Origin of the sequence: Acinetobacter sp. WA-87, from assembly GCF_039938935.1 — a bacterium.
In the GTDB taxonomy this organism is placed as follows: domain Bacteria; phylum Pseudomonadota; class Gammaproteobacteria; order Pseudomonadales; family Moraxellaceae; genus Acinetobacter; species Acinetobacter seifertii.
Map to the genome: position 1 here is coordinate 612,064 of NZ_JBDUVF010000002.1, position 24,869 is coordinate 636,932.

The following is a 24,869-nucleotide window of genomic DNA, read 5'->3' on the forward strand; positions in this document are numbered from 1 at the left end:
TTGTAATGATCTATTACCCATACCTCTGTGTTTAGATGGGCTGTATAAATAACTTGTTTAATTTAAATATATTCTTATCCACTAAAGAATGTATTGATTCCTTATTTTTTTCTTGAATTTTTCCCCTAAGCGCCGCATATTAGCTGAGTGATTTATAATTTATAAATCAGATAATATTTTATTTATAAGAGGATTTTCTCAATGATGCGGATTGGTTTGTTTTTGCTTACCAACCTCGCGGTACTGGTTGTAGCTGGCATTATTTTGTCACTCTTCGGTGTCGGTAGTTACCATGGCGCGGGTGGCTTGAATCTAGGCAACCTTTTAGTCATCTGTTTTGTGTTTGGTATGGTGGGCTCGTTAGTCTCTCTATTTATGTCCAAATGGATGGCTAAAAAAACTACTGGTACAGAACTGATTGACCCAAATGCTCCTCGTAACCAAGCTGAAAGCTGGTTATTGCAAACAGTCGCTGAACTTTCTCAACGTGCTGGTATTAATATGCCAGAGGTTGGTATCTTTCCTTCATATCAGTCTAATGCCTTCGCAACAGGCTGGAATAAAAATGATGCCTTAGTTGCCGTTTCAAGCGGTCTACTTGAGCGTATGAACAAAGATGAGCTACGTGCAGTGCTTGCGCACGAGATTGGTCACGTTGCAAATGGTGACATGGTCACATTGGCACTCATCCAAGGTGTTGTAAACGCCTTTGTTATGTTCTTTGCTCGCGTAGTAGGTGACTTTATCGACCGTAATGTTTTTGGTCGTCAAGACAATGAAGCACCTGGTATGGGTTATTTCCTCATTACGATGGTTTTAGATATCGTGTTCGGTATTCTAGCTTCTGCTATTGTGATGTGGTTCTCTCGCTACCGTGAATACCGTGCTGATGAAGCAGGTGCACGTTTAGCTGGTAAACAAGCAATGATTTCTGCTTTATTACGTTTACAGGCAGAAACAGAGTTACCTGACCAAATGCCAAAAGAAATGAAAGCGTTCGCTATTGCGGAAGGTAAAGAACAAGGCTTTAGCTTGGCCGCATTGTTCCAAACTCACCCTTCGATCGAACAGCGTGTTGCAGCTCTACATCAGTTAGATTGCCCATAACACAGTGAATGAAAAGCCTCCAGTTGGAGGCTTTTTTATTAGGCTGAATGGGCAAGTCCCCAAAGAAAACTGATTCCCCACCACATTGCAAAACCAATCAAAATAAGCACAAACACCCCCAATAAATCGGGTATATGTAGCCATAGCCAACTCACAACAGGGTTACGCCAGAAGGCTGACTGTTGCTGCTTCTTTTCAAGCTTTTCATGTAAATATGGATGAACAACATGCATATCACTTTGAATCGCATATTCTTCACGAATGTGGGTATGGACGACGTCTAACGCTTTTCTGCTAGGACGTATAAAAATATCGAAAATAGTCCCAGCAACTGGAATACAACCCACCACAGCATCGACTACAGCCAATTTTATGACTGGAGTGAGTTTATGCTGCGGTACACCAATTTGCTTGGCTTTATATATGGCATAGCAAGTCAGAACAAACCCCGCTACATCGCCCGCAATAGGAATGGTACTTAGGGCCGCATCGGCACCAATACCCTGCTTTGTAAAAGGAATACGGACTGCGCTATCCATCATGGTTGCAAATTTAGCCAGATCTCGTTCTAATGCGATGACCTGTTGCTGTGTTAGTTTTTTTTCTTGAGGCATCTAAATCAAATATATGAAGAGAAGTTAAACTTAATATACTTGATTTAATGCCTGATTTTAAATTGTTTGCTTTTAACTCGAAGCTTTCGATTTAAACAGTGAGCGTAATAACACGTACATCACTGGAATAAAGAATAAAACCAGCACAGTACCAAACATCACACCACCTAAAATACTAATACCAATTTCTTGACGGCTCACCGCACCAGCACCCTGTGCAAACACAAGTGGAATCACACCAGCACCAAAGGCTAAAGAAGTCATTAAAATCGGTCTTAAACGCAAGCTCGCGCCTTCTAGAGCAGCCTGAATAGCATTCTTTCCTTTCTCTTGAGCTAATGCAGCGAACTCAACAATTAAAATTGCGTTTTTACATGACAACCCAATCGTAGTTAAAAGTGCAATTTGGAAATACACGTCATTTGGCAAACCAAAGATATAAGAGAAAATGACACTTCCCCCTACACCTAGCGGAATAGAAGTCATTACGGCAGCAGGAATACTTAAGCTTTCATACAAAGCAGCTAAACATAAGAAAATAAAACCAGCCGAAATCAGATATAACCATACAGCCTGATTCGTCGACTTCTGCTCTTCAAAAGACAAGCCTGTCCAAGCTAAACCTATATCTTTTTGTTGATTTACGAGTTGTTCAACATCCTTCATGGCTTGACCAGAACTGCTACCACTCGCAACATCTGCCTGTAGCTGTAAAGCACTATATCCCATATAGCGTTTCACAATTTCCGGTGCCCCGCCCCAGCTGAAGTTTGCAAATGAGCTAAAAGGTACCATTTCATTTTGGCTATTACGCACAGACCAATTATATAAATCTTCAGGTTTAGATCTAAACTGGGCATCACCTTGAATCATGACGCGTTTAATACGGCCCCGATCAATAAAGTCATTTACGTAAGTTCCACCCCATGCACTCGATAACGTATTATTAATTGCTGAGAGTTCCAAACTATTTGCCAAAGCCTGTTTCTGATCAATCTTGATATTCAGATTTGCTTTACTATTGGTAGACTGCTTATCAAAATTTTCGAAAGTTGAATAGTTTTTACTTTGAGTTTGTAACTGTCGGAACATCCCATCTAAGAAGTTTTGACCTTGACCATTTAAGTCCTGAATCCAAAAATCTAGACCATCCGTTTGGCCTAAACCATTTACTGAAGGTGGTAAGGTCACATTAATTTGAGCATTATTTAAATGACTAAAATATTTCATTGCACGCTTTTGTATAGCGTCAGCGGAGTTTTCTTTTGCAGTACGGACATCCCAAGGTTTTAAAGCAACAAAGCCTTGTGCTAAATTTTGTCCGGTACCGGCATTATTTCGACCGTAACGAATTAAAACCAAATCAACATTTTTATCTTCTTGTTTCAGAAAGTATTGGCGTACTTGCTCACCGATTTTCTGACTTTCAGAAATTGGAGCACTATCTACCAATTTAATTTGAACGCTTAAAATACCTTGGTCTTCTTTAGGAATAAATCCACTTTTTAAACCACTATAGAACAGCGTAAAAACTACTATGAGCGCAACAAAAATCACAATAACTGATTTACTGTAATCAATACTCGTCTGAACAAGCTTGATATATTTATTCTTAAGTTGATCAATTTTTTGGTTAAACCAAATTGCCCAACGCTTAGGTTCAGAGTTCGGTTTTAAAATTAATGCACATAAGGCGGGGGTTAATACAAGTGCAACAACCAGCGATAGTGCCATAGCGGCAACTAAAGTAATGGAAAACTGGCGGTAAATCACCCCAATTGAGCCACCTAAAAAAGACATTGGAATAAAAACTGCGGTTAAAACCAAAGTAATCCCAACCAAGGCCCCACTAATTTCACCCATTGACTCAATCGCAGCTTCTTTAGGGCTTAAGTGCTGTTCATGCATGAGCCGTTCAACGTTTTCAACCACCACAATTGCATCATCAACCAACAAACCTATGGCGAGTACCAATGCAAATAATGTCAATGTGTTAATACTAAACCCGAGCACATATAAGACAGCAAAAGTCCCTAGAATAACAACTGGCACGGTAATACTCGGAATAAGAGTGGCGCGCCAGCTTTGTAAAAATAGGAACATGACCAAAATAACCAGAATAATCGCTTCTACAAGGGTCTTAACAACTTCCTTAATTGACTCTTGAACAAATGGCGTATTATCTCGTGGATAAACGATCTTATATCCGGCTGGTAATTTAGTTGCGAGCTGATCTAAGGTTTGATGAATGAGCTTAGAGGTCTGAATTGCATTTGCACCAGAAGATAACGAAATACCTAAACCTGCCGCAGGATAACCATTAATCGTATTAAAGGACTGGTAGTTCTCTGCACCAAGCTCTACTCGTGCAATATCTTTTAAGTAAACATAACTCGCCGTTTTATTCGACTTTACAACAATATTTTTAAAATCATCGACTGTTTTTAATCGAGATCCAGCCGTCACTTTTGTATTTAAATATTGTCCATCAATGACTGGTAAATCACCAATTGCACCTGCAGCAACTTGGGTATTTTGGGCAGTGATTGCATTTGCCACGTCACTTGGCATTAAATTATATTGTTTTAACTTGTCCGGATTTAACCAAATACGCATCGCATATTGCGAACCAAATACATCAGTTTCACCCACCCCTTCAATACGGTTCAGGTTATCTACCACGTGCGTAGTTAAATAGTCTGATAGCTCAATATTTCCCGTTTTACCTGTCGAGTCATATAAACCAATTACCATAAAAGTATCACCTAGTGACTTACTGACTGTCACACCTTGGCGCTGAACTTCATCGGGTAAACGGCGTATGACACCGCTAATACTGTTTTGGACTTGGACCTGAGCAGTGTCTGGGTTGGTTCCATTATCAAAACTAATGGTAATTCGGCTACGTCCCGATGAATCACTTGATGAACTAAAATAGAGTAAGTGGTCAATCCCTTGTATTTGCTGTTCTAAAATTTGAGTCACACTTTGCTCAACCGTTTGCGCATCTGCGCCACTATAGTTGGCTGACACTGTAATCTTCGGCGGCGCGATATCTGGATATCGTTCTACAGGTAAATTCATGACCGAAAAAATACCGAAAGCCATAACAATGATCGCCAGGACATTGGCAAAAATAGGACGTTCAATAAAAAATTTAGATAGCATGGCTGCCCGGTGTAGTGTCGTTAATTAACAGAAGTAAATGCCGCTTTGAGACCATGTGATCATCAACGAGCAATGTAAAAAAGACAAGTAGAAATAAAACAATAAATGTAATTAAGACAAAAACAAAGCGCGTTTGAATATTTCCAACAAAGCAATAAAGAACCAGTTAACTAGTGTCACTTAAAATTCATGAATTCTTCATGATCATGTCAAACTAAATCTTAATACTTGAGTCGTTTCAACTAAAACAATATGAGTAGAATTATGTTTAGAAAAGCACTTTTATGCTTAAGTTTAGTTAGCTTGGTCGGTTGTAATGACGATGATAAAACTGAAACGACACCAACTACACCAGAATATCAACTTCCTAAAATTTTAGTTATAGGACACCGCGGCGCTAGCGCTTTACGTCCTGAACATACTTTGGCTTCATATCAAAAAGCGATTGATGATGGTGCTGACTTTATCGAACCCGATCTGGTGTCAACAAAAGATGGTGTATTGGTTACGCGTCATGAAAACGAAATTGGTGGGACTACCAATATAAGTACTCTTACCCAATTTGCGGACCGCAAAACCACCAAAAATATTGATGGTGTTAATTTAACGGGTTGGTTTACTGAAGACCTCACCTTAAATGAATTACAACAAGTTAAAGCACGTGAGCGTATTCCTGAGTTCCGACCAGCAAATACAGCTTACAATGACCTCTATTCAATTCCGACGCTCGAACAAGTCATTGAACTTGCCGAAGCAAATTATAAAAAAACTGGCAAGATTATTGGTTTATATATCGAAACTAAACATCCGACTTATTTTAAAAATAAAAATTTGGCTATGGAGGACACACTTCTTAAAACTCTAGCCAAATATCAATATACACGTGATATCGCACCTATCTATTTGCAGTCTTTTGAAGTCAGCAATTTAAAATATTTAAAAGATCAACTTGACCTTCATAAGACACTTAAACATGCACAAATCATTCAGTTATATGATGCAAAAACATCTCGATCAGCCGACTTTGTTGAATCTGGTGTATCTAAGACGTATGGTGATTTGGCCACAGCACAAAGCTTAAAAGATGTTGCTAAATATGCAAATGGCGTTGGCCCAAGCAAAAACTATATTCTTAATTTCAATACTGATGGTTCAGTACAAACCACTTCATTTATTAGCGATGCACATGCCGCTGGCTTAAAAGTACACCCATATACTTTCCGCCCAGAAAACAACTTTTTACCACAACCTTTAAAATGTAGCGATAAACCTGCTGAACGTTGTCCAACAGGTGCTTTAAAAGAGTTCGAAGCATATTTTAAAGCAGGTGTAGATGGTGTCTTTACCGATGATCCTGCACTTGGCCGTCAAGCTGTGACTAATTTTGAGAAAACAACAAAATAATTAAATACTTAATAAAAAATGGGGCATTGAATGCCCCATTTTTTTACTTCTCAAGACTGTTATTAAAATATAAAGGAATCCACTGATATTGCTCTGCATTCACTTTATATACATGGCCAATCCCCGGGAACGGCAAATGTGGAGCAGCTACCCATTGCTGTTTATTTGAAATTTCAGCGAACATTTTTAAACGAGTATTAATTGCCTGCTCAGAATTTACATCAAAATCTACACCAGTTTTTGGAGCATCAAACTGTAAAGAATGTGAGTGGACAATGTCCCCTACAAAGACAATTTGTTGACCCTTGCTCTTTAAACGGAAACTATGATGACCCGGTGTGTGCCCTTGTGTATTGATCACTTCAAAACCTTGAATGACATCGCCATCTTTAAATGTTTTGAATGCTTTTTTCGCTTCATAAGGTGCAAGTGCAGCTTTTATATTTTTAACAGTGCCTAAATAATTTTCTTTTTGATTTGCTGGTACTGTTTTTTCAGAAGCTGGGTTTAGCCAGTAATCTGCTTCACGTTCATGCGCATAAATAGTTGCATTAGGAAATACTGCTTTTCCATCTTTAGCAATTCCACAAACATGGTCTGGGTGCAAATGTGTCAATAAAACCGTTTTCACGTTAGCAAGCTGATAACCTGCCAATTCAAGATTTTTAGCAATTGAACCCAACTGTGGGCCAAAACAACTTGAAGCTCCACTATCAACAAGCGTCAAACTTTTGCCGTCATCTACTAAAAATGCATTTACAGAAGTCTGAATGCCCTTCTCATTAACAGCAGCATACTTGGTTAAAATTTTAGTCTTCTCAGCCTGACTCAAATTTTTGAACAATTTAGGGTCTAAATAAATGGTGCCATCAAGTAAAGAGGTGATGCGGTAATTACCAAATTGATGCTTATAATATCCCGGTACTTGCTGAGCTGAAGCAGGCTCTGCATAGCTTACATGTAAGCCACCCATGACAAGTCCTAATGCTACAAATAGTTTTTTCATCTCTTCTTCTCTATCAAGTTATAAAGTCAAAATCTTTAAAAAAGATTTAATATTTTTTTTGAGGGCCGCGATATATAATGCATGAAAAGTGTTAAAAATATAAGTGAATGAATAGTTATTCTCCCTACAAAGGCAAAAGCGGACTCAAGCGCATCTTGAATGCGACAGGTTATTCAATTTCAGGATTTAAGGCAGCTTACAAAAATGAAGCCGCTTTCCGACAAATTGTTTTAATTAATGTTGTGCTTATCCCTACTAGCTTTTTCCTAGATGTGACTCGTGGCGAACATGCACTTATGGTCGTTGTATGTTTATTTGCAATTATTGTAGAACTATTCAATTCTGCGATTGAGGCAGTAGTTGACCGCGTATCACTTGAAAAACATCAACTCTCTAAAAATGCCAAAGATATGGGAAGTGCTGCACAGTTTGTTGCACTGTCTATTATTGCAGTGACGTGGCTTATCATTTTATTAGGCTAAAAAAAACCATGCTTATAAAAGGATAAGCATGGTGTAACAAAAAAGAGGAACTACAGCTACTGTTCCTGACTATAAGTTTAAGAATATCAACTTAACTTTTTCTTAATTTATATAAGAAATAAAAAAATCCCTGCAAATGCAGGGATTTTTTTATTTAGACGTTGATGTTTATTACATCATACCGCCCATTCCACCCATACCGCCCATGTCTGGAGCAGCTGGTTTGTCTTCAGGAATGTCAGTAATCATACATTCTGTAGTCAACATTAAGCCAGCAACAGAAGCAGCGTGCTCAAGTGCAGAACGAGTTACTTTAGCTGGGTCAAGAATACCCATTTCTAACATATCGCCATATTCGCCAGTTGCAGCGTTATAACCGAAGTTACCTTCACCACCTTTAACAGCGTTGATCACTACAGATGGCTCATCACCAGCGTTCGCAACGATTTGACGAAGTGGAGCTTCGATCGCACGACGTAAAATGTTGATACCTGCAGTTTGGTCTTCGTTAGCACCTTTTAAGCCGTCAAGAACGTTTACAGCACGTACAAGCGCAACACCACCACCTGCAACAACACCTTCTTCAACTGCTGCACGAGTTGCGTGAAGAGCGTCGTCTACACGGTCTTTCTTCTCTTTCATTTCAACTTCAGTTGCTGCACCGATTTTAATTACAGCAACACCGCCTGCCAATTTAGCAACGCGTTCTTGTAATTTTTCACGGTCATATTCTGAAGTAGACTCTTCGATTTGAGCACGGATTTGTTGAACACGCTCAGCGATAGCAGCAGCATCACCAGCACCGTCAACAATAACTGTGTTTTCTTTAGAAACAGTGATTTTGTGCGCTGTACCTAAATCTTGAAGAGTTGCTTGTTCTAAAGACATACCAACTTCTTCAGAAATAACAGTTGCGCCAGTCAAGATTGCGATGTCTTGAAGCATAGCTTTACGACGGTCACCGAAACCAGGAGCTTTAACAGCACACACTTTGATAATACCGCGCATGTTGTTTACAACAAGAGTTGCAAGCGCTTCACCTTCAACATCTTCAGCGATGATAAGAAGTGGTTTACCAGTTTTAGCAACTGCTTCTAAAACAGAAATCAATTCACGAATGTTGCTGATTTTTTTGTCAACAAGAAGGATGAATGGGTTTTCAAGTTCAGCAGTCAAAGTATCTTGCTTGTTTGCAAAGTACGGAGAGATATAACCACGGTCAAACTGCATACCTTCTACAACGTCTAATGCGTCTTCGAAGCCAGAACCTTCTTCTACAGTGATTACACCTTCTTTACCTACTTTTTCCATTGCTTGAGCAATAAGTTTACCAACAGTAGTATCAGAGTTAGCAGAGATAGAACCAACTTGTTCAATTGCTTTGAAATCATCAGCTGGTTTAGCAATAGAACGGATATTTTCAACTACAGTTTTTACTGCAATATCGATACCGCGTTTTAAATCCATTGGGTTCATACCAGCAGTTACTGATTTGATACCTTCGTTTAAAATTGCTTGAGCAAGTACAGTCGCAGTTGTTGTACCGTCACCTGCGATGTCATTAGTTTTGCTTGAAACTTCACGAACAAGTTGAGCACCCATGTTTTCAAACTTGTCTTTTAATGAAATTTCTTTAGCAACAGTCACACCGTCTTTAGTGATGTGCGGCGCACCGAAAGAACGGTCGATCACAACATTACGGCCTTTAGGACCTAAAGTCACTTTAACCGCATCTGCAAGTACGTTTACACCTGCAATCATTTTTGAGCGAGCTGAATCACCAAATTTTACGTCTTTAGCTGACATATTAAACTCCAAATCTTTTTAAATACTGAATCTGATAATGAATTGAGTTATGGATTGATTAGCCTTCCAACACAGCTAAAATGTCTGACTCTTTCATGATTAAGAGTTCTTCACCACTTACTTTCACTGTTGTACCTGCATAAGTACCAAACAATACTTTGTCACCAACTTTAACATCCAAAGCACGTACGCCATTCTCAGTGATTTGACCATTACCTACTGCAATTACTTCACCTTGAGATGGTTTTTCAGCAGCAGAACCTGGAAGTAAAATACCACCAGCGGTTTTGGTTTCTTCTTCTACGCGACGAATTACAACGCGATCATGTAATGGACGAATGTTGCTCATAATTAACTCCATCAGACTAAGTCTTTTTGATTAATCGTTATTGCTTTAATCCAGAGCAATAACAAAATATTTAGATGTCACTTTTGTGGGGATGAAAAAAAAGGCTTCAAGGGGAAAATGAAAAAAAACTTATCTTTTTTGGTCATTTTTTAACAGGTTATTGAGAATTATTGTAAAAATACCTAGTAAATAACCGAAAAGTTATTAGGCTTCTTATCTCATCCAATTAAATGATTATCTTTCTGAATAGTTTTAAGGAAGTAACAATACTCTGCAGAGCTGGAATACTTTATTGATTTATATAAAATTTCCAATCTCTATAACTGTGAGCATTTTCAAAACCAACCAATTCTTTGGAAAAGTTCTTAATTTTTATAGGCTTTTTAAATGATGGGCTGTAAACCCCTATAATTCCATTTTCTTTATTTCTAATCACCTCAAAATTTTTATTAGTTATTGGATCTTTCTCAATTTTTCGTAAATAACGAAAAATTTCAGAATGCCTTTCATCTCTCAGTAATTCCTCAAGTTTTACTGGGTATTTTGGATATCCAAGTGGAGAGTTGTTATAGTATCTGGTGATAGCTGCCTGATACAAACTACCGATACGAATTAATTCTTGTTCTTTTTCTCTCTGTAATAGCGTTGCATAATTCACTGACCATTGGCCTATAGTCATAGCCAAAATAGAAAAGATAACTAACATCCAAATATAGGCAAAACCAAGATTTCCTCGCTTCATAATGATTGATCACCATTCAGAATAACGTTTATCATCACTTCCCACATTATTACTAAATGAAGCAACATCGTATATACCATGCCCTTCTTGTGAGTCTATAGTTGTTTTCCATTGTCTCTCACCTGTTATAGGATCAACAGGAACTTCTCTAAGATAACGCTTTTCAACAAGATCATTTAGCTTTTCAGGATAATATCCTTTATCAGCATAGAATTTATCAATACTATGACGAAGCGAACTCAAATTTTGGCGTAAAGTAACTTCCTTACTTTCATCAATTTTATCAATATATCTTGGGACAACAATTGACAACAATAAAGCAATAATTGCTAAAACAACGAGCAACTCTACAATAGTGAAACCATTTTTTTTATTCATATTAGCTTTCAATTATTTCTACCATAAACGATACGCAATACCATTCGACCCCGTTCCTTTTGATAAAGAATAAATATCATAGACATCTTTACCTTCTTTAGGGTCCAAAGCTTCGCTTTCATAACTTCGAAGTCCCCAACTGAGTTCTGGATTTTTTATTTGATCATTAAAAGGATCATGAGGCACTTTTCGTATGAATCGTATAATTCTTTTTTCACCATACTTACTAGGCACTCCCATCAAAACCTTTAAATTTGCTGGATATCCTGACTCAGTTTTAAACTCATCAGCAATTTCATTACGATCACTTGAAACTTTATATGCATCAATCGCAGTCCGAATCTCTAATAGGGCCATCTTTAGCTCTTTTTCTTTTTGCTGTTTTGAAACGACACTTGTTACAGGAATAATTATTGAAGCCAATAGTCCTATTAAAACCAGAGATACCATAAGTTCAACATAGGTAAAGCCTTGCGTATTATTTTTAATAAAGATAAAGCTGCGCTTCATGACTCATAATTCCTAAACAACTATGGCTTCATAACGATAAATTCTTTATCAATTTGCTTACTGGCGTCCTTCTTAACAGTGGAACCTGCAACAGTATCAATAGAATAATCACTAATAGTAACTTTTTGAGTTCCCTCTAAATCTTTTGATACTCTAAAGTTGATTGTTGCAGTTTCCCCCTGATGGTTCGGGGTTTGGAAGAAAATAATTCGAGTTCCTCCTGCAATTTTCTCTTTCTCTACTTTTTGTGCTGCGATACCTAATACCATTTCAGAAAACTCTAATTTATCAGAATGCTGTATATCCAAACTTATTTTTTGTGCATTTGGAGCATTTTGAAGAATCTTAATTTTCAAAATCTCTCCAGCTTTTACCTGATCGTTAGATTCTAATTTGAAATCAATATTATTTGTATTTGTTCCAACTTGTTGAGCTTCAGATTGGTTTACGGATTCTGATGTATTAGGAACACCAATTGATGCAGGGGTATTTGATTGAGATAAATCAGCTTTACCCTGATAAATTGAATGGTCCATCAATCTTAAAGGTGTTGTTGTCACCTCATCACCAGTACCAGATAAGTGTTCTTGTACATAAGGTGCTGGCAATTCAAATGGTCTTACAATCCGAGGTGTTATCAGTAAAACAATTTCACTTTTATTTTTAGTATCGCGTGTACTTGAAAATAGCCTTCCTAATAAAGGAATTTTCCCAATACCGGGTAAATGTGAAGCTGATGTCTGAGTATCATCTCGAATCAAACCAGCTAACATTTGTGTTTCATTATCTTTAAGCTGAAGAGTTGTAGAGGCGTTGCGAGTCCCTATCTGATAAGCAATAAGTCCATTCTTTGAGGTTATTTCTTTTGCAATATTGCTAACTTCCATTTTTATGCCAATTTGTACTTCTTTATTTACTTTAACTTCTGGCAAGACTTCAAGTTTCAAACCAACATCAAGATAATTAATTGACTCAGCAATTGAGCCTCCTAACTCACTCGTTGTTGTAGTGATAACAGGTACTTTCTCACCAATTAAAAAATCAGCCTTTTCTTTACTCTTTACTCGAATACGAGGATTAGCAAGAAGATTCGCTTTGCTACTTGTTTGCTGAAAGTTCACTGTTGCAATTCTATCTGCTGTAACCAGCTTAAGACTGTCTGAAGTTAGATTTCTTAACTGATTAATCGTATATGAACCTACTCCACCAACACCATTTAATAAACTCACATCAACTTTCTTTGGAAAATCAATACCTAATTCTAAAAGATTATCTCGACTGACCTCTAACACTTCGATATCTAGTATTACTTCAGGTGAAGGTAAATCAAATGCTTGTAATAGCTTATCGATACTCTCAATGACATTTTGATTATCACGTACAATTAGTAATCTTAATCTGTCATCAAAAAAAATAGCCTTAGGTTCATATAGTTTAGTAATTAAATCTTGAGTCTTTTGTACATCAGCAAACCCCAGATAAAATGATTTTGTCATCAACTCCTCATACTTTTTCTTTTTTTCTGGCGATTGTTGATAAATTAAGTAAGAGTTTGAATTTAAAATTTTATAAGCCAAAGAAGAAGTACTCAGTATTGTTTTTAATGCTTCTCTAACGGTCGTATTTTTAGCATACACAGTTGTTGTCACTTGATCCAAATTTGCATCTTTATCCAAAATAAAATTCATTCCAGAGTACTGAGCAAGGAAATCTAATACTGAGCTAACAGGTGCATTTTTAAAGTCTAAAGAAACTAACTGATCGAGCTTTTCATTTAAACTTGGTGGATTTAATAAATTTCTATTTTTATTCTGTTCAATTTCATTTTTTAACTTATTCGCTTTGTAATAATTAGGAGAAACTTGCAAAATTTCTCGAAGAGTTACCAAAGCAGCAGGAATATTACCGTGATCAGCTGCCTTTTGAGCCACTTCAAATTGCAAATCAAGATCTTTAATTTTATCTATTTTATTTATATTATCAATTGCAACCATATTCTCTGAATCAATTTTCAAAACATCTTGATTCAATGATAATGCTGTATTGAAATCACCGTTAAGAAAGGCTTGTTGTGCAAGAATAAGTTTTTTATCAATCAATTCTCGTTGTTTATAAGTATAATCTAACTTATATTTTGCTGGGTTATTTTCAGCCGAATCTTTCAATTTATTTAACTTATTTATTTCATACTCACTTGTATTTTTATGCAGACTACATCCACCCAAAATAATACTTGCGCTTAACATTGAAAGATTAAATGTTTGTTTAAAAAAAATAAATGATTTTTCCATATTTACTTACTTATAGTCATAGTTCGTTGATCAGGAATATACTGGATCACAACTTGGTATGGAGTATTTTCCAAAACTATCCATGTATTGTTGTAAGGTACATTCGGGGCTAATATGAGATTTTCCTCACCCACTTTTAGGAAAATATTCACTTTTTGCTCTTTATCTAGAATCTGTCCCATATACTGTATCGAGGGTAAAGATACTTGCGTAGGAATAGATGGAACTTCTGGTGGAATTGGCATTAACTCTTTTTTTTTCTCAATAACTTTTGGTTTTATTAATTTAGGCTTTACCACCTGCTCTTCCTTAAATATTGGTAAATCCCAATAATTAAGCATGGCATTGCTTTCAACCATAACTGATGGCTCTTGAGCAGTTGGAATAGAAACAGTATTTTTTCCCTGATAATTATTTATCATAAGTGGTTCAACTGGTATTGGTGGTACAACTAAACACCATAATGCAATAACTATAACTAATACTGCTAAGATTGAAACTCTAATCTTTTGTACTGGAATTTTTAAATTTAAAAAGTTATTTATATCTATTTTTTTCATTGCAACTCCTTACCTTGAAGTAAGACAGTCATATTGACACTATTATCCTTTTTATTTCTTTGGAAATCGATGGAATTAATAATATAACTACCACTATTTGTTTGAATTTTTCCTAGTAACAATCGCGTATCCAACCAAGAACCAGATACGGAAAACTGGAATTTATTCAAATTTTTATTATGTATTTCCTGATATTCCAATAAATTCGTATTCGTTTCTTTAACATATCCAAAAACTTCTTTATATAATTGAATGTTAGTTAATAATTCTGGTTTTATATTAGTCGAAACCGGCTGCGCACCTAGAGTGGTAGTTTTTACCTTAGCTAAGTAATGGTTTAATTGTTCATTTTGGGATTTTAACTGTGAAATTCGTTCATATGTAGCTGGGATAATCCAAAAAATTACCCCTAATGCCCAAGCCATTACACCAACAACAAGCAATTTACTTATGCTCAATGTTGATGCATATTTTTTAAAAGACCATTTAAGTCTTAATATTAATTGTTGGATTGTCATTTTCTTTCCAACTCAAATTCGATAAGTCCACTCTCAGCTCTAGCTACTCTTTTTATTTGTAAATTAATTTTCAATGTTTGAGCTGCATCAATAAAGCCAGTTAAATCCATCAGTTCTGAACAACTGCCTTCAATCTCCAAAATACCATCTAAAGAGTAACGCAAACGATCAAAATTGATTTTGTTACTTCGAACACTCATCAATTGATCTAAATCTTTTAATGACATCTGAGAAAAAGGAGCTTCTTTTTTCTCCAGATTACGGTCCGAAATTTGATGTTGCTCATACAGCTCAATATTTGCAGTCCATAACTGGTTTTGAGAAGCATATTCTTTTCTTATAGAAAAAAGAATCATACTTAAAAAGATAATTAAACAAACCATGACAACAAAAGTTGTAAGGAACAAATTATCATTATTTTTCTCATAAAGATTGATATTAATTTTTTTCATTTCAAATTAAGTTTAAAATTTGTTCAGGAGTTTTTGCTACTAAACTTGACCAATGTTTAAATTGTTTACCTTTTCCCTTAAAGAAGATTTCACTAACTTTTTGATGATTCCAAATATTTATTGACTCTTGATTGATAAACTTTTTAGGAAAAATATTAATTCCTTCCTCTCCATTCACTACGCAATCAACGTGATAGAAAAAATTTTCTTCTTCATACCAAAGTTCATTAATGTCTAATATATTGAAGATTTTAAACAAAGAAATACTAAAATTACTAATATTTTGACATTCATTTAATAACATCAATCCCTCATGAATATAGTGAGGTAGAGTGACTGTAAAAATAGGCTGATTAAATTTTACTTGATCAAATAAAAACTTATAATCTCCCGATGAAAAGTTTGGGTATTTTTCCTTGAAATGAGCTATTGCCAAAAACTCTAATACGTTTATATCAGGCCACTCTTGCTGACGAGGCAAAATACCAAAACGGCATAATGAATTGTCTAAGGTAATTTCTATAAATTTATATTTAATATCAATTTTTTTTAATTCATGAATAAATTGGTCTATCCAATTTGGATCTAACAAATTATATGAAAAATCTCCTGCTATGATTTCGGAGCTATACTTACTTAACCATAAACATTTATAGGTGGTTAAAGTAATAGATAAGGTATTACCTTTCAATAAATGTAACACGGTTAATTTCCTGAAAAGTTGTCTGACCTTGAGCAACAATTGCCAAAGCTTGCTGGCGCAGAAAAATCATATTTTCTTGTTGCAGTTTTTTTCTAATTTGACTCATTGGCGTACCATTAAGTAATAGCTCTCGGAGCTCATCTGTCATAATTAAGATTTCAGCAATAGCTTTACGACCTTTGTATCCCGTCCATTGACAATAATCACACCCGTTTCCTTTCTGTAAATGAAATAGGCTTTTAACTTTTATCATACCAGCCTCTTGTAGTGCATTATCATCAAATGGAATATCTACACTACATTTAGGACAATTTAAACGAATTAAACGCTGTGCAATAATCCCATTTAAACTATTTAAAAAACCAAATAAATCAATTTCCATATGACGAAATCGGCCAATCACATCTAAGGCATTATTCGCATGTACCGAGCTATATACTAAATGTCCCGTTAATGCCGCCTGCACTGCAATCTCTGCTGTTTCTCGGTCTCGAATCTCTCCAACCAGAATTGTATCTGGGTCATGGCGAAGAATAGATCTTAGTCCTTTTGCAAAAGTTAAACCTTTACGTTCATTTACAGGGATCTGTAAAGTCCCTTTGATTTGGTATTCAACTGGATCTTCAATCGTTATTAATTTTTGCTGTTCTGAATGTTGTTCATGCAAAAGTGCATACAGTGTAGTTGTTTTACCAGAACCTGTTGGCCCTGTAACCAGTACCATGCCATAAGGTTGCTGAGCAAGATGTCTAATCTGCATCATGCTTTTTTGATCAAAACCTAGTAACTCAAGTGATAAAGGTTCATGCTCTTGTGTTAAAGCTTGCTTATCCAATATACGTAAAACAGCATCTTCTCCATGTAACCCAGGCATAATTGAAACACGTAAATCAATATCTTGTTTCCCTAAATGAATAGTCAAACGTCCGTCTTGAGGAATACGTCTTTCAGAGATATCTAAATCTGCAAGAATTTTTAGTCTTGAAACCACTTGTTCTGCATAATTTTTACGTTTAACCGACTCACCAAGAATTAAGACCCCATCTATACGGTTCTTAATAATAAGTCCATCAACGGTGTTTTCAAAATGAATATCACTCGCACCTTTATCATAAGCACTAGCTAAGACTTGGCTTACAAAACTAATGACCTCAGTTTCTCGATTTTCAATAGAGATTTCTGATTTTGGGTTTTCTGTATCTAGAAGCAATAAATGGGCGAAAGAATCAACTGATTCAGTTTTAATTTGCCCAACTTTAAACCCTTGAGGAAAATTATAACTAAGCCAAGATAAATCCTTGAGCATGGGTTTGCGCGCAAAAATCACCCAATCGCTTTGATCTATTTGTATATGAATACATTGTTCTTTATTTGCTAAAGTTTTATTGAGCTTATCAAAACTGATTGTCCATCTTTTTAACTCTTCTGCTGTGAACCAGCACTCGACAAGTACTTCATCTTTTATACTGTTTTTAATATTCATGACTGTAATCCACTTGCTAGCCCAAAAATTGGCATATATAACAACACAACGATTACACCAATAAATAATCCAATTGCCAGCATCAAGATAGGCTCTAGTAATCTGGATACCTTTTCTACAAACTGCGTTAAATCTAAATCATGGAATTCTGCCGATTTATCAAGCATTGCAACAATTTCACCATTTTTATCGCCCGCATTCAAAAGCCTGCTCGATACAGCCGTAGTTAAATGAGCCTGATCTAAGGAAAAACTTAAACCACGCCCCTCTAAAATTAATTGTTTTGCTTGTAGTAATTTTTTTTGTTGTATAGGTAGAAGTAATGAATGAGATAAATTAAAAGCTTGTGTCACAGAAGCTCCACTATCTAACAACAATGAAAGTCCTCGATAAAATCGGGATAAATACATCACTTCTAATCTTCTTTTTAAAGGAGAAATTTTTGACAAAACCGCCATAAAAGTTGGTTCCAAACCCTGCTTTTGGACCTTATAAATAGATATAAAAATAATAATAGAAACCATGCCTATAAATAATAATCGGTATTCCCCTAACCAAGCGCCAAATTTCAGCATCAACTCTGAGGCTAATGGCAAATCCATGTCAATACCTTCATAAATTGCTCCAAAGCGTGGAACTAAGTACATGAGTAGAAACATAATGACCCCAAAAGCTACGATCATTAACGTAAGAGGATACATAGAAGCATTATAAACTTTGGAACGGATTACAGAGATTTGTTCATCATATTTAATATAACTCGTTAATGCTTTAATTAATGTCCCATTGCGCTCACTTGCCGCTACTGTTGCGATTAATATTTCAGGAAAAATATTTTCACAAGATCTCATTGCTTCAGAGAGAGGTAACCCTAAATGTAATCCATTACGTATTTTATAAATCGGGTTATCTTGAGTGTCTTGAGATGCACCATGGTGATCATTAAGGATATCTAATGTTTCTGATAAAGATAAACCAGATATGAGTAACGTTCTTAATTCGTGCACAAATATCACGACATTAAATTTAATAGATTTTTTCTTTTTTAAGGTAAAATAACCCTTTCCCTGCTGCTCAACTGATAAAACGTGTAATCCCTGACTCTCTAAATCTTTTTTTATCTTTTCAGAACTTTCATCAGTTAGATTAAGAATTTCACGTTGACCGCTTGAGTTAAGAACGCGGACCTTAAAAGACTGCATTACCAATTACCGATATCTTGGAATTCATCTTTTTCACCTCCAGCAACTTTATCCTTACCAAAAGAGAAAACATCATAATTATTTGAATTATGCTCTCCAGGATATTGATATTGATAAGGCATTCCCCAAGGGTCTAAAGGGATCTTCTTAATATAAGGTCCTTTCCATCTTGTTGCATTAGCTGGCGCAGTGATTAAAGCTTGTAATCCTTCTGTATTACTAGGAAAATCACCATTATCTATACGATATTGATCAATTGCTTTTACAAAAGAATCTACTTGTGCTTTTGCAGTAGTACTTTCTGATTTTTCTAAATTTTTAAAAAGATTGGGGCCAATAATACCAGCCAACAATCCAATAATAACTAGAACAATCATAAGTTCAAGCAAAGTAAAACCTCTACTAAATTTTGTTTTTCTTAACATTCAAAACTTTCCAAAGCTGTTATTACAAAAAATAAGCCTTTATTTAAAATATAAAAATATTTTTAAAGCCACTTCCTTTTAAAAAAATAAAATACTAGAATAAAAAAATTAAATACATAAGCAATAAGAAATTAACCTAAAACTTACAAATTTACAATTACTGTAACAGGAAATTATGAAACTTAATAAAATACTAGTAACTCTACTATCTACGGGTTACTTTGTCTCTGGACATGCTCTCACTACAGGTGCAGGTGAAACATATGAGCAATCATATTTATCTACATCTAATAAACCTATAAACTCATGCTTGACTGGAATTGATGTAACTTCTAAACAGATAACATTAAGTAGCAAGGATATTAAAGGTCCCCTTCCATTCTCAAGAACTTATAATACGACTCTACAATTAGATTATAAACCTGAGTTTAGAACAAGTGAAGGTAAAAGTTTAGATGGCGCATTTGCAACATCATACCTAGAAAATCGAGCATTTATAGGAATGGGGTGGAGCCATAATTTTGATTATAGATTACTCACTTTTGGTAACCCACAATTTAATATATATCGCTTATATATTTTAAGTTTCCCAGGTGAAAGCTATCCTACCACTCTTAGAAAACAGTCGGATGGCACTTATAAAGTTATCAGTAATGTGAATGATACCAACCCTAGTCCTGATACTGAGTTTAGCGTTACTGATGATGACAGTACTAATATTACGATAAAGAGAAAAGGCATTGAATATACATTTAAAGCCTTATCTGGAGTTCGAAATATTACCGAGCAGTTTTATCTTACCAAAATTAAATATCCAGGTGGAAAAACAATAGACTTAAACTATAGCTCTTATAAGAAATCAACTTTAACGGTTCAAGTGCTTACAGATATCGCTGATAATTTAGGAAATAAGCTTAAGATTAATTATATAAATTTTGATGGTTCAGACACTTCAGCATTAGGTCAAAAATTAAGAGGTCTAGTTTCTAGCGTTAGTACAAACTCAAACAATTTAAATAAACAAACTGTCATTTACACTTATGAACCTATTAATTATCGTCAGCAGGGTAGCGATAAAGAGAATTTTATTTTAACCAAAGCGATATCAACTGCAAACGGAACTGAAGAGTATACTTATAATAAAAATTATATACACAAAGGTTTATATTCAGATAGCCAACAAACACTTCGGGGCGTAGCTATTCCCATCATTTCAGAATACTCAAAACAAGGATTAGTATTAAGAAAATGGGAAGCAAATGATAATTCTATTTCAAGTTATACCGACAAAACAAAAGATTTTGGTGTTCTAAAGTTTACAGAAGATTTTAGTCAAATTGTAAATGATAAACCTTTTTATCAAAAATCTACTCTGACTCTTACACCACCTTCCCCTTCTACTAGTCCATTAGCTTCTGAAGTATTTACTGTTGAAAATGGTTCAAATAATGAGGGACCAGCTGTTGCTTATATAGCTACATCGACAGGCCCAAGTTGTTTAAGCTATGATGGAAAACCAGTTAAATCATTATTATTTAAAAAAGACATACGTCAATTAGCACGTGTAGTTGATAAAAATAATAACCGGACGGATTTTCAATATGATAGTAAAAATAGATTAACTAGTCGTACTGAAGCAGTAGGTTCAACTAGTGCCCGTACAACGACCGCAACCTACACGACGGATTTCGATATACCAAGTACTGTTCAACGAGGTAACATTACTCAGACCAATACCATTAACACACTTGGGCAAATCACCAAATCGACACAGACGTCCTCTCAAACAGGCAGTACATCAAAAGCAACTGATTACACCTATTTAGCGAATGGACTACTTTCAACTGTTGATGGACCTCGTACCGGCACAACTGACAAAGTCACCTATACTTACGATGCTTTTGGTAATAAAGCATCCGAAGCTCAAGTGGTGAATGCTACAACGCGTACCACCAGCTATGTTGATTATAACTCTTTTGGTCAACCCGAACGTGTCGTTTACCCTACAGGTCTAGTCGATAAATTCAATTATAATGAAGATGGTACTGTCGCCAGTAAAATTACCGGCAAAGGTACTGCAACAACAACTATTACAGGTAAAACTACAACCTATACTTACGACACGTTAAAACGTCTAAGCTCTGAAACCAATCCAGATGGTGAAAACACTTCCTATACGTATGATGTTAAAGACCAAGTTACTAGCACTACTTTACCGAATGGCAGTGTGGTCAATAAAACCTATCATGGTAATGGCATAATCTCATCAGAAAAATTAACCGATAGTACTGGTGCAACCATCTTTACTCAAAGCTCTACAACTTTAGATGCGAATGGCCGTCCACTAAAAACCGTCAGCGGTACCGATGCAACCAAGAACTGGGTTACCAATACTTATGATCTTAACGGCAACCTCACTCAAACTGCTTCTGCTTTAGGTATTACAGAAAAATGGACCTATGACCCACTAAACCGTGTAACATCTCATACTGATGGCTTGGGTAATATCGATACTAAAACTTATGATTTGCAAGATAGTACTTTAACTGAGCTTGATGCTTTAAATGCTGGTACAAATCCTTATTCTTATCGTAACGGTAAAGTCTTAACCAAAGAAATCAATACTGACTATGGGACTAAATCTTATACCTATGACGAAGCAGACCTGCTGACTCAATCTCTTTACGGCTCTCGTAAATGTGATAATACTAGTATCGATGCATTGGAGCGTGTAGGACAAACTGCTTGTACCAACTCAGCAACGACTACACCAGCTACACTGGTCAGCAACCTCACCTTCAGTTATGACCAGACCCGTTTTGGTCGGTTAGATAAGATTACATCTGCCGATAGTGCCTATGGTGTTGACACCTCTTACACTTACGATGATTATGATCGTATCGTTGGTAAATCACAAACCAATAAAACTATTACTACATGGACAGGAACCAAACCAACTCTGGCTGTAGCTTATGCCTACACCATTGGTGACAAGTTAAGCAACCTCACCTTACCTTCTGGTCGTAAGCTTGCTTACACCTACGATGCAACCAAGAAAAACCTACTCACCAATGTCACTTTAGACGGTGCTGCCCTTATCCGTGCCATTACCTATGATGCTGGCGGTCAGATGACAGGCTGGAACTGGGGAGCTGGTGCTGCAAGCTACACATGGACTTATGATGCTGTTAAAAATGGTGTGATCCAGTCGATTAGTAATAAAAACAACTCAGGTGTGGTGAACTATAGTCTCGCTTATGACTTTGATAATGATGGTCGTGTCAGCAAAATCACGCGTAATAATGGATTGGTTGACAGTTTTACTTACAGTAATGCTGACCGTCTGCTGACCGAAGCTCGTGCAAATGGCGCAACAAGTGTCTTTGGTATTACCTACACTTATGACAAGAACGGTAACCGTTTAAGTCTTGCTGCAACTGGTACACATCAACAGCCTCAAGCTAATGTGGCTTATACCTACACTGGAAACAAACTGGCAACTATTGGTGGAGCTGCTGTTTCCCATACCGGCAATGCTGAGTTGATCTATGGTGGTTTTACGCCAACTTATGACAATGCCGGCAACCGTCGTGAAGACAAAACTACTGGTGGTGCTGCAACTGCGCCTCAGTACTACATGACTTATAACCATAAAAACGAACGTACTGTTCGCGGTTATACTGCCAACAGTACTGCATGGAAAGCCAATGCTGTTCAGTTCGTTTATGATGAAAATAGCCATCTGATTGGTGAATACAATGACGATGGTGTACCACTAGTTGAGTATGTATGGTTAGGTGATAAACCTGTTGCTGCGATTTATGGCTCTGGCACTACAGCTAAAACTTACTGGATTGCGAGCGATGCACAGAATACTCCACGTCGTTTAATTGATGCTGCTGATGGTACCACTACTGTTTGGGCGTGGGACTCAACCGCATTCGGTGTAGGTGTACCAAGTGTTCAGACTGTGAAGTTTAACCTTCGCTTCCCGGGTCAATACTACGATGAAGTGACTAAACAGCACTACAACCATAACCGTTTCTATAATCCTGTGTTAGGCCGTTATGTGGAACCAGATCGTATTGGTTTAGAAGGAGGATTGAATCCTTATACTTATGCAAATGGAAATCCTATTACCAATGTTGACCAGAAAGGACGCGCTGTTGAAAGAGCAGATCAACAACCTGCTTGGAGAGTTGGTATAACTGCACATTATCTTCTCAGTAATTGGGTTAATTTTAATTACAATATGAAGGGTAATTTTAACTGGAAATCTGAACTAAGTTTCAATACCTTGGGACGAAATGGCCGAGCTGATTTAACATATTTTAATCCATTACAAAAAGTTGGTTCTATCTGGGAATTGAAGCCTATGAGCTATGCTTCAGGTTTGAAGTTTGGACAAAGTATTAATCAAATACAAGGGTATGTACTTCAAGCCCAAAAGCAATATGGAGGAAATTGGTCAGCAGGGATACAAGGTGGAAATCCTTTACCATTTACGAATTTAACACTAACTGGATTGGTTGGGATGACTCCATACCGCTTTGACTACAATATTCTAAATCCGCAAGCCGGTCTACTAGGATATAGTGCTACCCCTATTAGTTTCAGTGATTATTTAAAAGTACCATTTTTCAACTTTGACTCATCTATTCAATTAAAATCTAATGGGAGCTTTGATTATGGATATAATAATACTTCAGGTAATGGAGGAATGTTCCCTCCTGCTCCAGGAATGCTTCCTATAGTACCTTAATTATTACAACGAAAGATGGTTTATTAAACCATCTTTCTAAACATGCAGGGAAATAATATGAATCAAGTTGATTTATTTAAAAAGTATTTTAATCAATTCCTTTTAGAAAATTCTAAAAAAATGTTAGAAAAATCTTTAATTTTAACTACATTTGATAAAGACTGTTATCTTCTGATGCAAGCATTTAATCTATGTAAATATGAAAATGAGAATATAATTTTCGAAAAAGATGATATAAAATATAGAATAGAATGCATATTTAATGATGTCATGAAATATTCCTATAGCATTAGTAAACCATCAGATTTTTTTACAAATGAGCACATCATTAATTTTAGTGAACAATTTAACTTTATTAAAGAAATTCCTTCAAATTACTATTTAAAATTTCATAATTACCAAATAAAATTATACCAAAATTACTGGGCAAAAATTGATAAAGAAAAAATAGATTTCTTTAATAAAAAAATATTATCAAATAAAAATATAAATGGGGAAATATATACATATTTTCTACAATTCTTTTTAGGTAAAGAATATTCAATAAATAAAACACCAAATGGTTTAATTTTAGAAAAAATAGTTAATGATCAAATTATTTTTTTTATACAAGTAGATATAAAACTTATAGATCATGAGATAAAAAAATATGGAAGATTGCCTCCATTTCCAATATTTATTAAAGGAGGTTTTTTTATAGATTCATATAAATTCTTTTTTAATAGAATTGAACATCCAGCAATAGATAGTCTAAGTTTTCATCATGGACTATACCAAGAAAGTGCATCTACTGAGCTAAAGTGGTTATTTATTCTTTGTGATATCGCTGCATACTATATCAATATGTGCTTCGATTTTTATGAAGAAAGTCTTCTAGAATATATTAAAAAATATAGTTAATTCTACG

At 35.7% G+C, this 24,869-nt stretch carries 21 protein-coding genes; 5 read left to right on the forward strand and 16 right to left on the reverse strand.

From position 1 onward, the window contains the following. Positions 1–201: 201 nt before the first annotated feature. Positions 202–1,107: a protease HtpX gene (htpX, locus tag ABFY81_RS09855; protein ID WP_004699673.1), complete on the forward strand. Its 906-nt coding sequence runs from the start codon at positions 202–204 to the stop codon at positions 1,105–1,107. A gap of 38 nt (positions 1,108–1,145) precedes the next feature. Here the strand turns inward: htpX and ABFY81_RS09860 are convergent, their stop codons facing one another. Both ABFY81_RS09860 and ABFY81_RS09865 read right to left on the reverse strand, forming a co-directional pair. Continuing rightward, on the reverse strand, positions 1,146–1,721 hold the full coding sequence (locus ABFY81_RS09860; protein ID WP_240061258.1) for a DUF4112 domain-containing protein: 576 nt from the start codon (positions 1,719–1,721) through the stop codon (positions 1,146–1,148). 72 nt (positions 1,722–1,793) lie between these two features. Continuing rightward, complete coding sequence (locus ABFY81_RS09865) at positions 1,794–4,889, reverse strand: multidrug efflux RND transporter permease subunit (RefSeq protein ID WP_347913665.1); 3,096 nt, start codon at positions 4,887–4,889, stop codon at positions 1,794–1,796. Between the two features lie 264 nt (positions 4,890–5,153). On the opposite strand from ABFY81_RS09865, the gene ABFY81_RS09870 reads away from it, so the two are divergent. After that, a complete protein-coding gene (locus ABFY81_RS09870) occupies positions 5,154–6,293 on the forward strand; it encodes a glycerophosphodiester phosphodiesterase (protein WP_347913666.1) in 1,140 nt (379 codons plus the stop codon). Positions 6,294–6,336: 43 nt separating this feature from the next. On the opposite strand, the gene ABFY81_RS09875 is transcribed toward ABFY81_RS09870, so the two are convergent. Next, positions 6,337–7,299, reverse strand: a complete 963-nt coding sequence (locus ABFY81_RS09875) for an MBL fold metallo-hydrolase (protein ID WP_191001206.1) — start codon at positions 7,297–7,299, stop codon at positions 6,337–6,339. Between the two features lie 107 nt (positions 7,300–7,406). Here ABFY81_RS09875 and ABFY81_RS09880 point away from each other — a divergent pair, with 107 nt between their 5' ends. Continuing rightward, positions 7,407–7,781 carry a diacylglycerol kinase gene (locus tag ABFY81_RS09880; protein WP_004699662.1) on the forward strand — a complete coding sequence of 125 codons (375 nt, stop codon included), beginning with the start codon at positions 7,407–7,409 and terminating at the stop codon, positions 7,779–7,781. Between the two features lie 171 nt (positions 7,782–7,952). Here the strand turns inward: ABFY81_RS09880 and groL are convergent, their stop codons facing one another. The 13 genes from groL to gspG form a co-directional block, all read right to left on the reverse strand. Continuing rightward, positions 7,953–9,587 carry a chaperonin GroEL gene (gene groL, locus ABFY81_RS09885; protein ID WP_077170277.1) on the reverse strand — a complete coding sequence of 545 codons (1,635 nt, stop codon included), beginning with the start codon at positions 9,585–9,587 and terminating at the stop codon, positions 7,953–7,955. A gap of 58 nt (positions 9,588–9,645) precedes the next feature. Further along, entirely contained in the window at positions 9,646–9,936 is a 291-nt protein-coding gene (locus ABFY81_RS09890; protein WP_002120604.1) for a co-chaperone GroES, read from the reverse strand. Between the two features lie 289 nt (positions 9,937–10,225). Further along, entirely contained in the window at positions 10,226–10,678 is a 453-nt protein-coding gene (locus ABFY81_RS09895) for a type II secretion system protein (RefSeq protein ID WP_347913667.1), read from the reverse strand. 9 nt (positions 10,679–10,687) lie between these two features. Next, a complete protein-coding gene (locus ABFY81_RS09900) occupies positions 10,688–11,056 on the reverse strand; it encodes a prepilin-type N-terminal cleavage/methylation domain-containing protein (protein WP_347913668.1) in 369 nt (122 codons plus the stop codon). A gap of 18 nt (positions 11,057–11,074) precedes the next feature. After that, positions 11,075–11,566, reverse strand: coding sequence for a prepilin-type N-terminal cleavage/methylation domain-containing protein (locus ABFY81_RS09905; RefSeq protein ID WP_347913669.1), 492 nt, complete (start codon positions 11,564–11,566; stop codon positions 11,075–11,077). Between the two features lie 20 nt (positions 11,567–11,586). Next, on the reverse strand, positions 11,587–13,857 hold the full coding sequence (locus tag ABFY81_RS09910; protein ID WP_347913670.1) for a hypothetical protein: 2,271 nt from the start codon (positions 13,855–13,857) through the stop codon (positions 11,587–11,589). Between the two features lie 2 nt (positions 13,858–13,859). Further along, positions 13,860–14,417 carry a hypothetical protein gene (locus tag ABFY81_RS09915; protein ID WP_347913671.1) on the reverse strand — a complete coding sequence of 186 codons (558 nt, stop codon included), beginning with the start codon at positions 14,415–14,417 and terminating at the stop codon, positions 13,860–13,862. Further along, positions 14,414–14,935, reverse strand: a complete 522-nt coding sequence (locus ABFY81_RS09920) for a hypothetical protein (RefSeq protein WP_347913672.1) — start codon at positions 14,933–14,935, stop codon at positions 14,414–14,416. The genes ABFY81_RS09915 and ABFY81_RS09920 overlap by 4 nt, the downstream gene beginning before the upstream one ends. Beyond that, positions 14,932–15,387, reverse strand: coding sequence for a hypothetical protein (locus ABFY81_RS09925; protein WP_347913673.1), 456 nt, complete (start codon positions 15,385–15,387; stop codon positions 14,932–14,934). The genes ABFY81_RS09920 and ABFY81_RS09925 overlap by 4 nt, the downstream gene beginning before the upstream one ends. A 1-nt stretch (position 15,388) precedes the next feature. After that, positions 15,389–16,090, reverse strand: a complete 702-nt coding sequence (locus ABFY81_RS09930) for a hypothetical protein (protein WP_347913674.1) — start codon at positions 16,088–16,090, stop codon at positions 15,389–15,391. Next, on the reverse strand, positions 16,068–17,573 hold the full coding sequence (locus tag ABFY81_RS09935; protein WP_347913675.1) for a GspE/PulE family protein: 1,506 nt from the start codon (positions 17,571–17,573) through the stop codon (positions 16,068–16,070). Before ABFY81_RS09935 ends, ABFY81_RS09930 begins: the two co-directional genes overlap by 23 nt. Continuing rightward, a complete protein-coding gene (locus tag ABFY81_RS09940; protein ID WP_347913676.1) occupies positions 17,570–18,775 on the reverse strand; it encodes a type II secretion system F family protein in 1,206 nt (401 codons plus the stop codon). The genes ABFY81_RS09935 and ABFY81_RS09940 overlap by 4 nt, the downstream gene beginning before the upstream one ends. After that, positions 18,775–19,200: a type II secretion system major pseudopilin GspG gene (gene gspG, locus ABFY81_RS09945; RefSeq protein ID WP_347913677.1), complete on the reverse strand. Its 426-nt coding sequence runs from the start codon at positions 19,198–19,200 to the stop codon at positions 18,775–18,777. The genes ABFY81_RS09940 and gspG overlap by 1 nt, the downstream gene beginning before the upstream one ends. 175 nt (positions 19,201–19,375) lie before the next feature. On the opposite strand from gspG, the gene ABFY81_RS09950 reads away from it, so the two are divergent. After that, positions 19,376–23,962 carry an RHS repeat-associated core domain-containing protein gene (locus ABFY81_RS09950; protein ID WP_347913678.1) on the forward strand — a complete coding sequence of 1,529 codons (4,587 nt, stop codon included), beginning with the start codon at positions 19,376–19,378 and terminating at the stop codon, positions 23,960–23,962. Positions 23,963–24,019: 57 nt separating this feature from the next. After that, positions 24,020–24,862 carry a hypothetical protein gene (locus tag ABFY81_RS09955; protein WP_347913679.1) on the forward strand — a complete coding sequence of 281 codons (843 nt, stop codon included), beginning with the start codon at positions 24,020–24,022 and terminating at the stop codon, positions 24,860–24,862. Positions 24,863–24,869 lie beyond the last annotated feature (7 nt).

Excerpts from the sequence above, each read along its gene's own strand:
- ABFY81_RS09880 (WP_004699662.1), top strand. The coding sequence starts at position 7,407 with ATGAATAGTTATTCTCCCTACAAAGGCAAAAGCGGACTCAAGCGCATC.
- ABFY81_RS09860 (WP_240061258.1), bottom strand. The coding sequence starts at position 1,721 with ATGCCTCAAGAAAAAAAACTAACACAGCAACAGGTCATCGCATTAGAA.
- htpX (WP_004699673.1), top strand. The coding sequence starts at position 202 with ATGATGCGGATTGGTTTGTTTTTGCTTACCAACCTCGCGGTACTGGTT.
- gspG (WP_347913677.1), bottom strand. The coding sequence starts at position 19,200 with ATGTTAAGAAAAACAAAATTTAGTAGAGGTTTTACTTTGCTTGAACTT.
- ABFY81_RS09940 (WP_347913676.1), bottom strand. The coding sequence starts at position 18,775 with ATGCAGTCTTTTAAGGTCCGCGTTCTTAACTCAAGCGGTCAACGTGAA.
- ABFY81_RS09905 (WP_347913669.1), bottom strand. The coding sequence starts at position 11,566 with ATGAAGCGCAGCTTTATCTTTATTAAAAATAATACGCAAGGCTTTACC.
- ABFY81_RS09950 (WP_347913678.1), top strand. The coding sequence starts at position 19,376 with ATGAAACTTAATAAAATACTAGTAACTCTACTATCTACGGGTTACTTT.
- ABFY81_RS09865 (WP_347913665.1), bottom strand. The coding sequence starts at position 4,889 with ATGCTATCTAAATTTTTTATTGAACGTCCTATTTTTGCCAATGTCCTG.
- ABFY81_RS09870 (WP_347913666.1), top strand. The coding sequence starts at position 5,154 with ATGTTTAGAAAAGCACTTTTATGCTTAAGTTTAGTTAGCTTGGTCGGT.
- ABFY81_RS09920 (WP_347913672.1), bottom strand. The coding sequence starts at position 14,935 with ATGACAATCCAACAATTAATATTAAGACTTAAATGGTCTTTTAAAAAA.
- ABFY81_RS09895 (WP_347913667.1), bottom strand. The coding sequence starts at position 10,678 with ATGAAGCGAGGAAATCTTGGTTTTGCCTATATTTGGATGTTAGTTATC.
- ABFY81_RS09935 (WP_347913675.1), bottom strand. The coding sequence starts at position 17,573 with ATGAATATTAAAAACAGTATAAAAGATGAAGTACTTGTCGAGTGCTGG.
- ABFY81_RS09915 (WP_347913671.1), bottom strand. The coding sequence starts at position 14,417 with ATGAAAAAAATAGATATAAATAACTTTTTAAATTTAAAAATTCCAGTA.
- groL (WP_077170277.1), bottom strand. The coding sequence starts at position 9,587 with ATGTCAGCTAAAGACGTAAAATTTGGTGATTCAGCTCGCTCAAAAATG.
- ABFY81_RS09910 (WP_347913670.1), bottom strand. The coding sequence starts at position 13,857 with ATGGAAAAATCATTTATTTTTTTTAAACAAACATTTAATCTTTCAATG.
- ABFY81_RS09890 (WP_002120604.1), bottom strand. The coding sequence starts at position 9,936 with ATGAGCAACATTCGTCCATTACATGATCGCGTTGTAATTCGTCGCGTA.
- ABFY81_RS09875 (WP_191001206.1), bottom strand. The coding sequence starts at position 7,299 with ATGAAAAAACTATTTGTAGCATTAGGACTTGTCATGGGTGGCTTACAT.
- ABFY81_RS09925 (WP_347913673.1), bottom strand. The coding sequence starts at position 15,387 with ATGAAAAAAATTAATATCAATCTTTATGAGAAAAATAATGATAATTTG.
- ABFY81_RS09900 (WP_347913668.1), bottom strand. The coding sequence starts at position 11,056 with ATGAATAAAAAAAATGGTTTCACTATTGTAGAGTTGCTCGTTGTTTTA.
- ABFY81_RS09955 (WP_347913679.1), top strand. The coding sequence starts at position 24,020 with ATGAATCAAGTTGATTTATTTAAAAAGTATTTTAATCAATTCCTTTTA.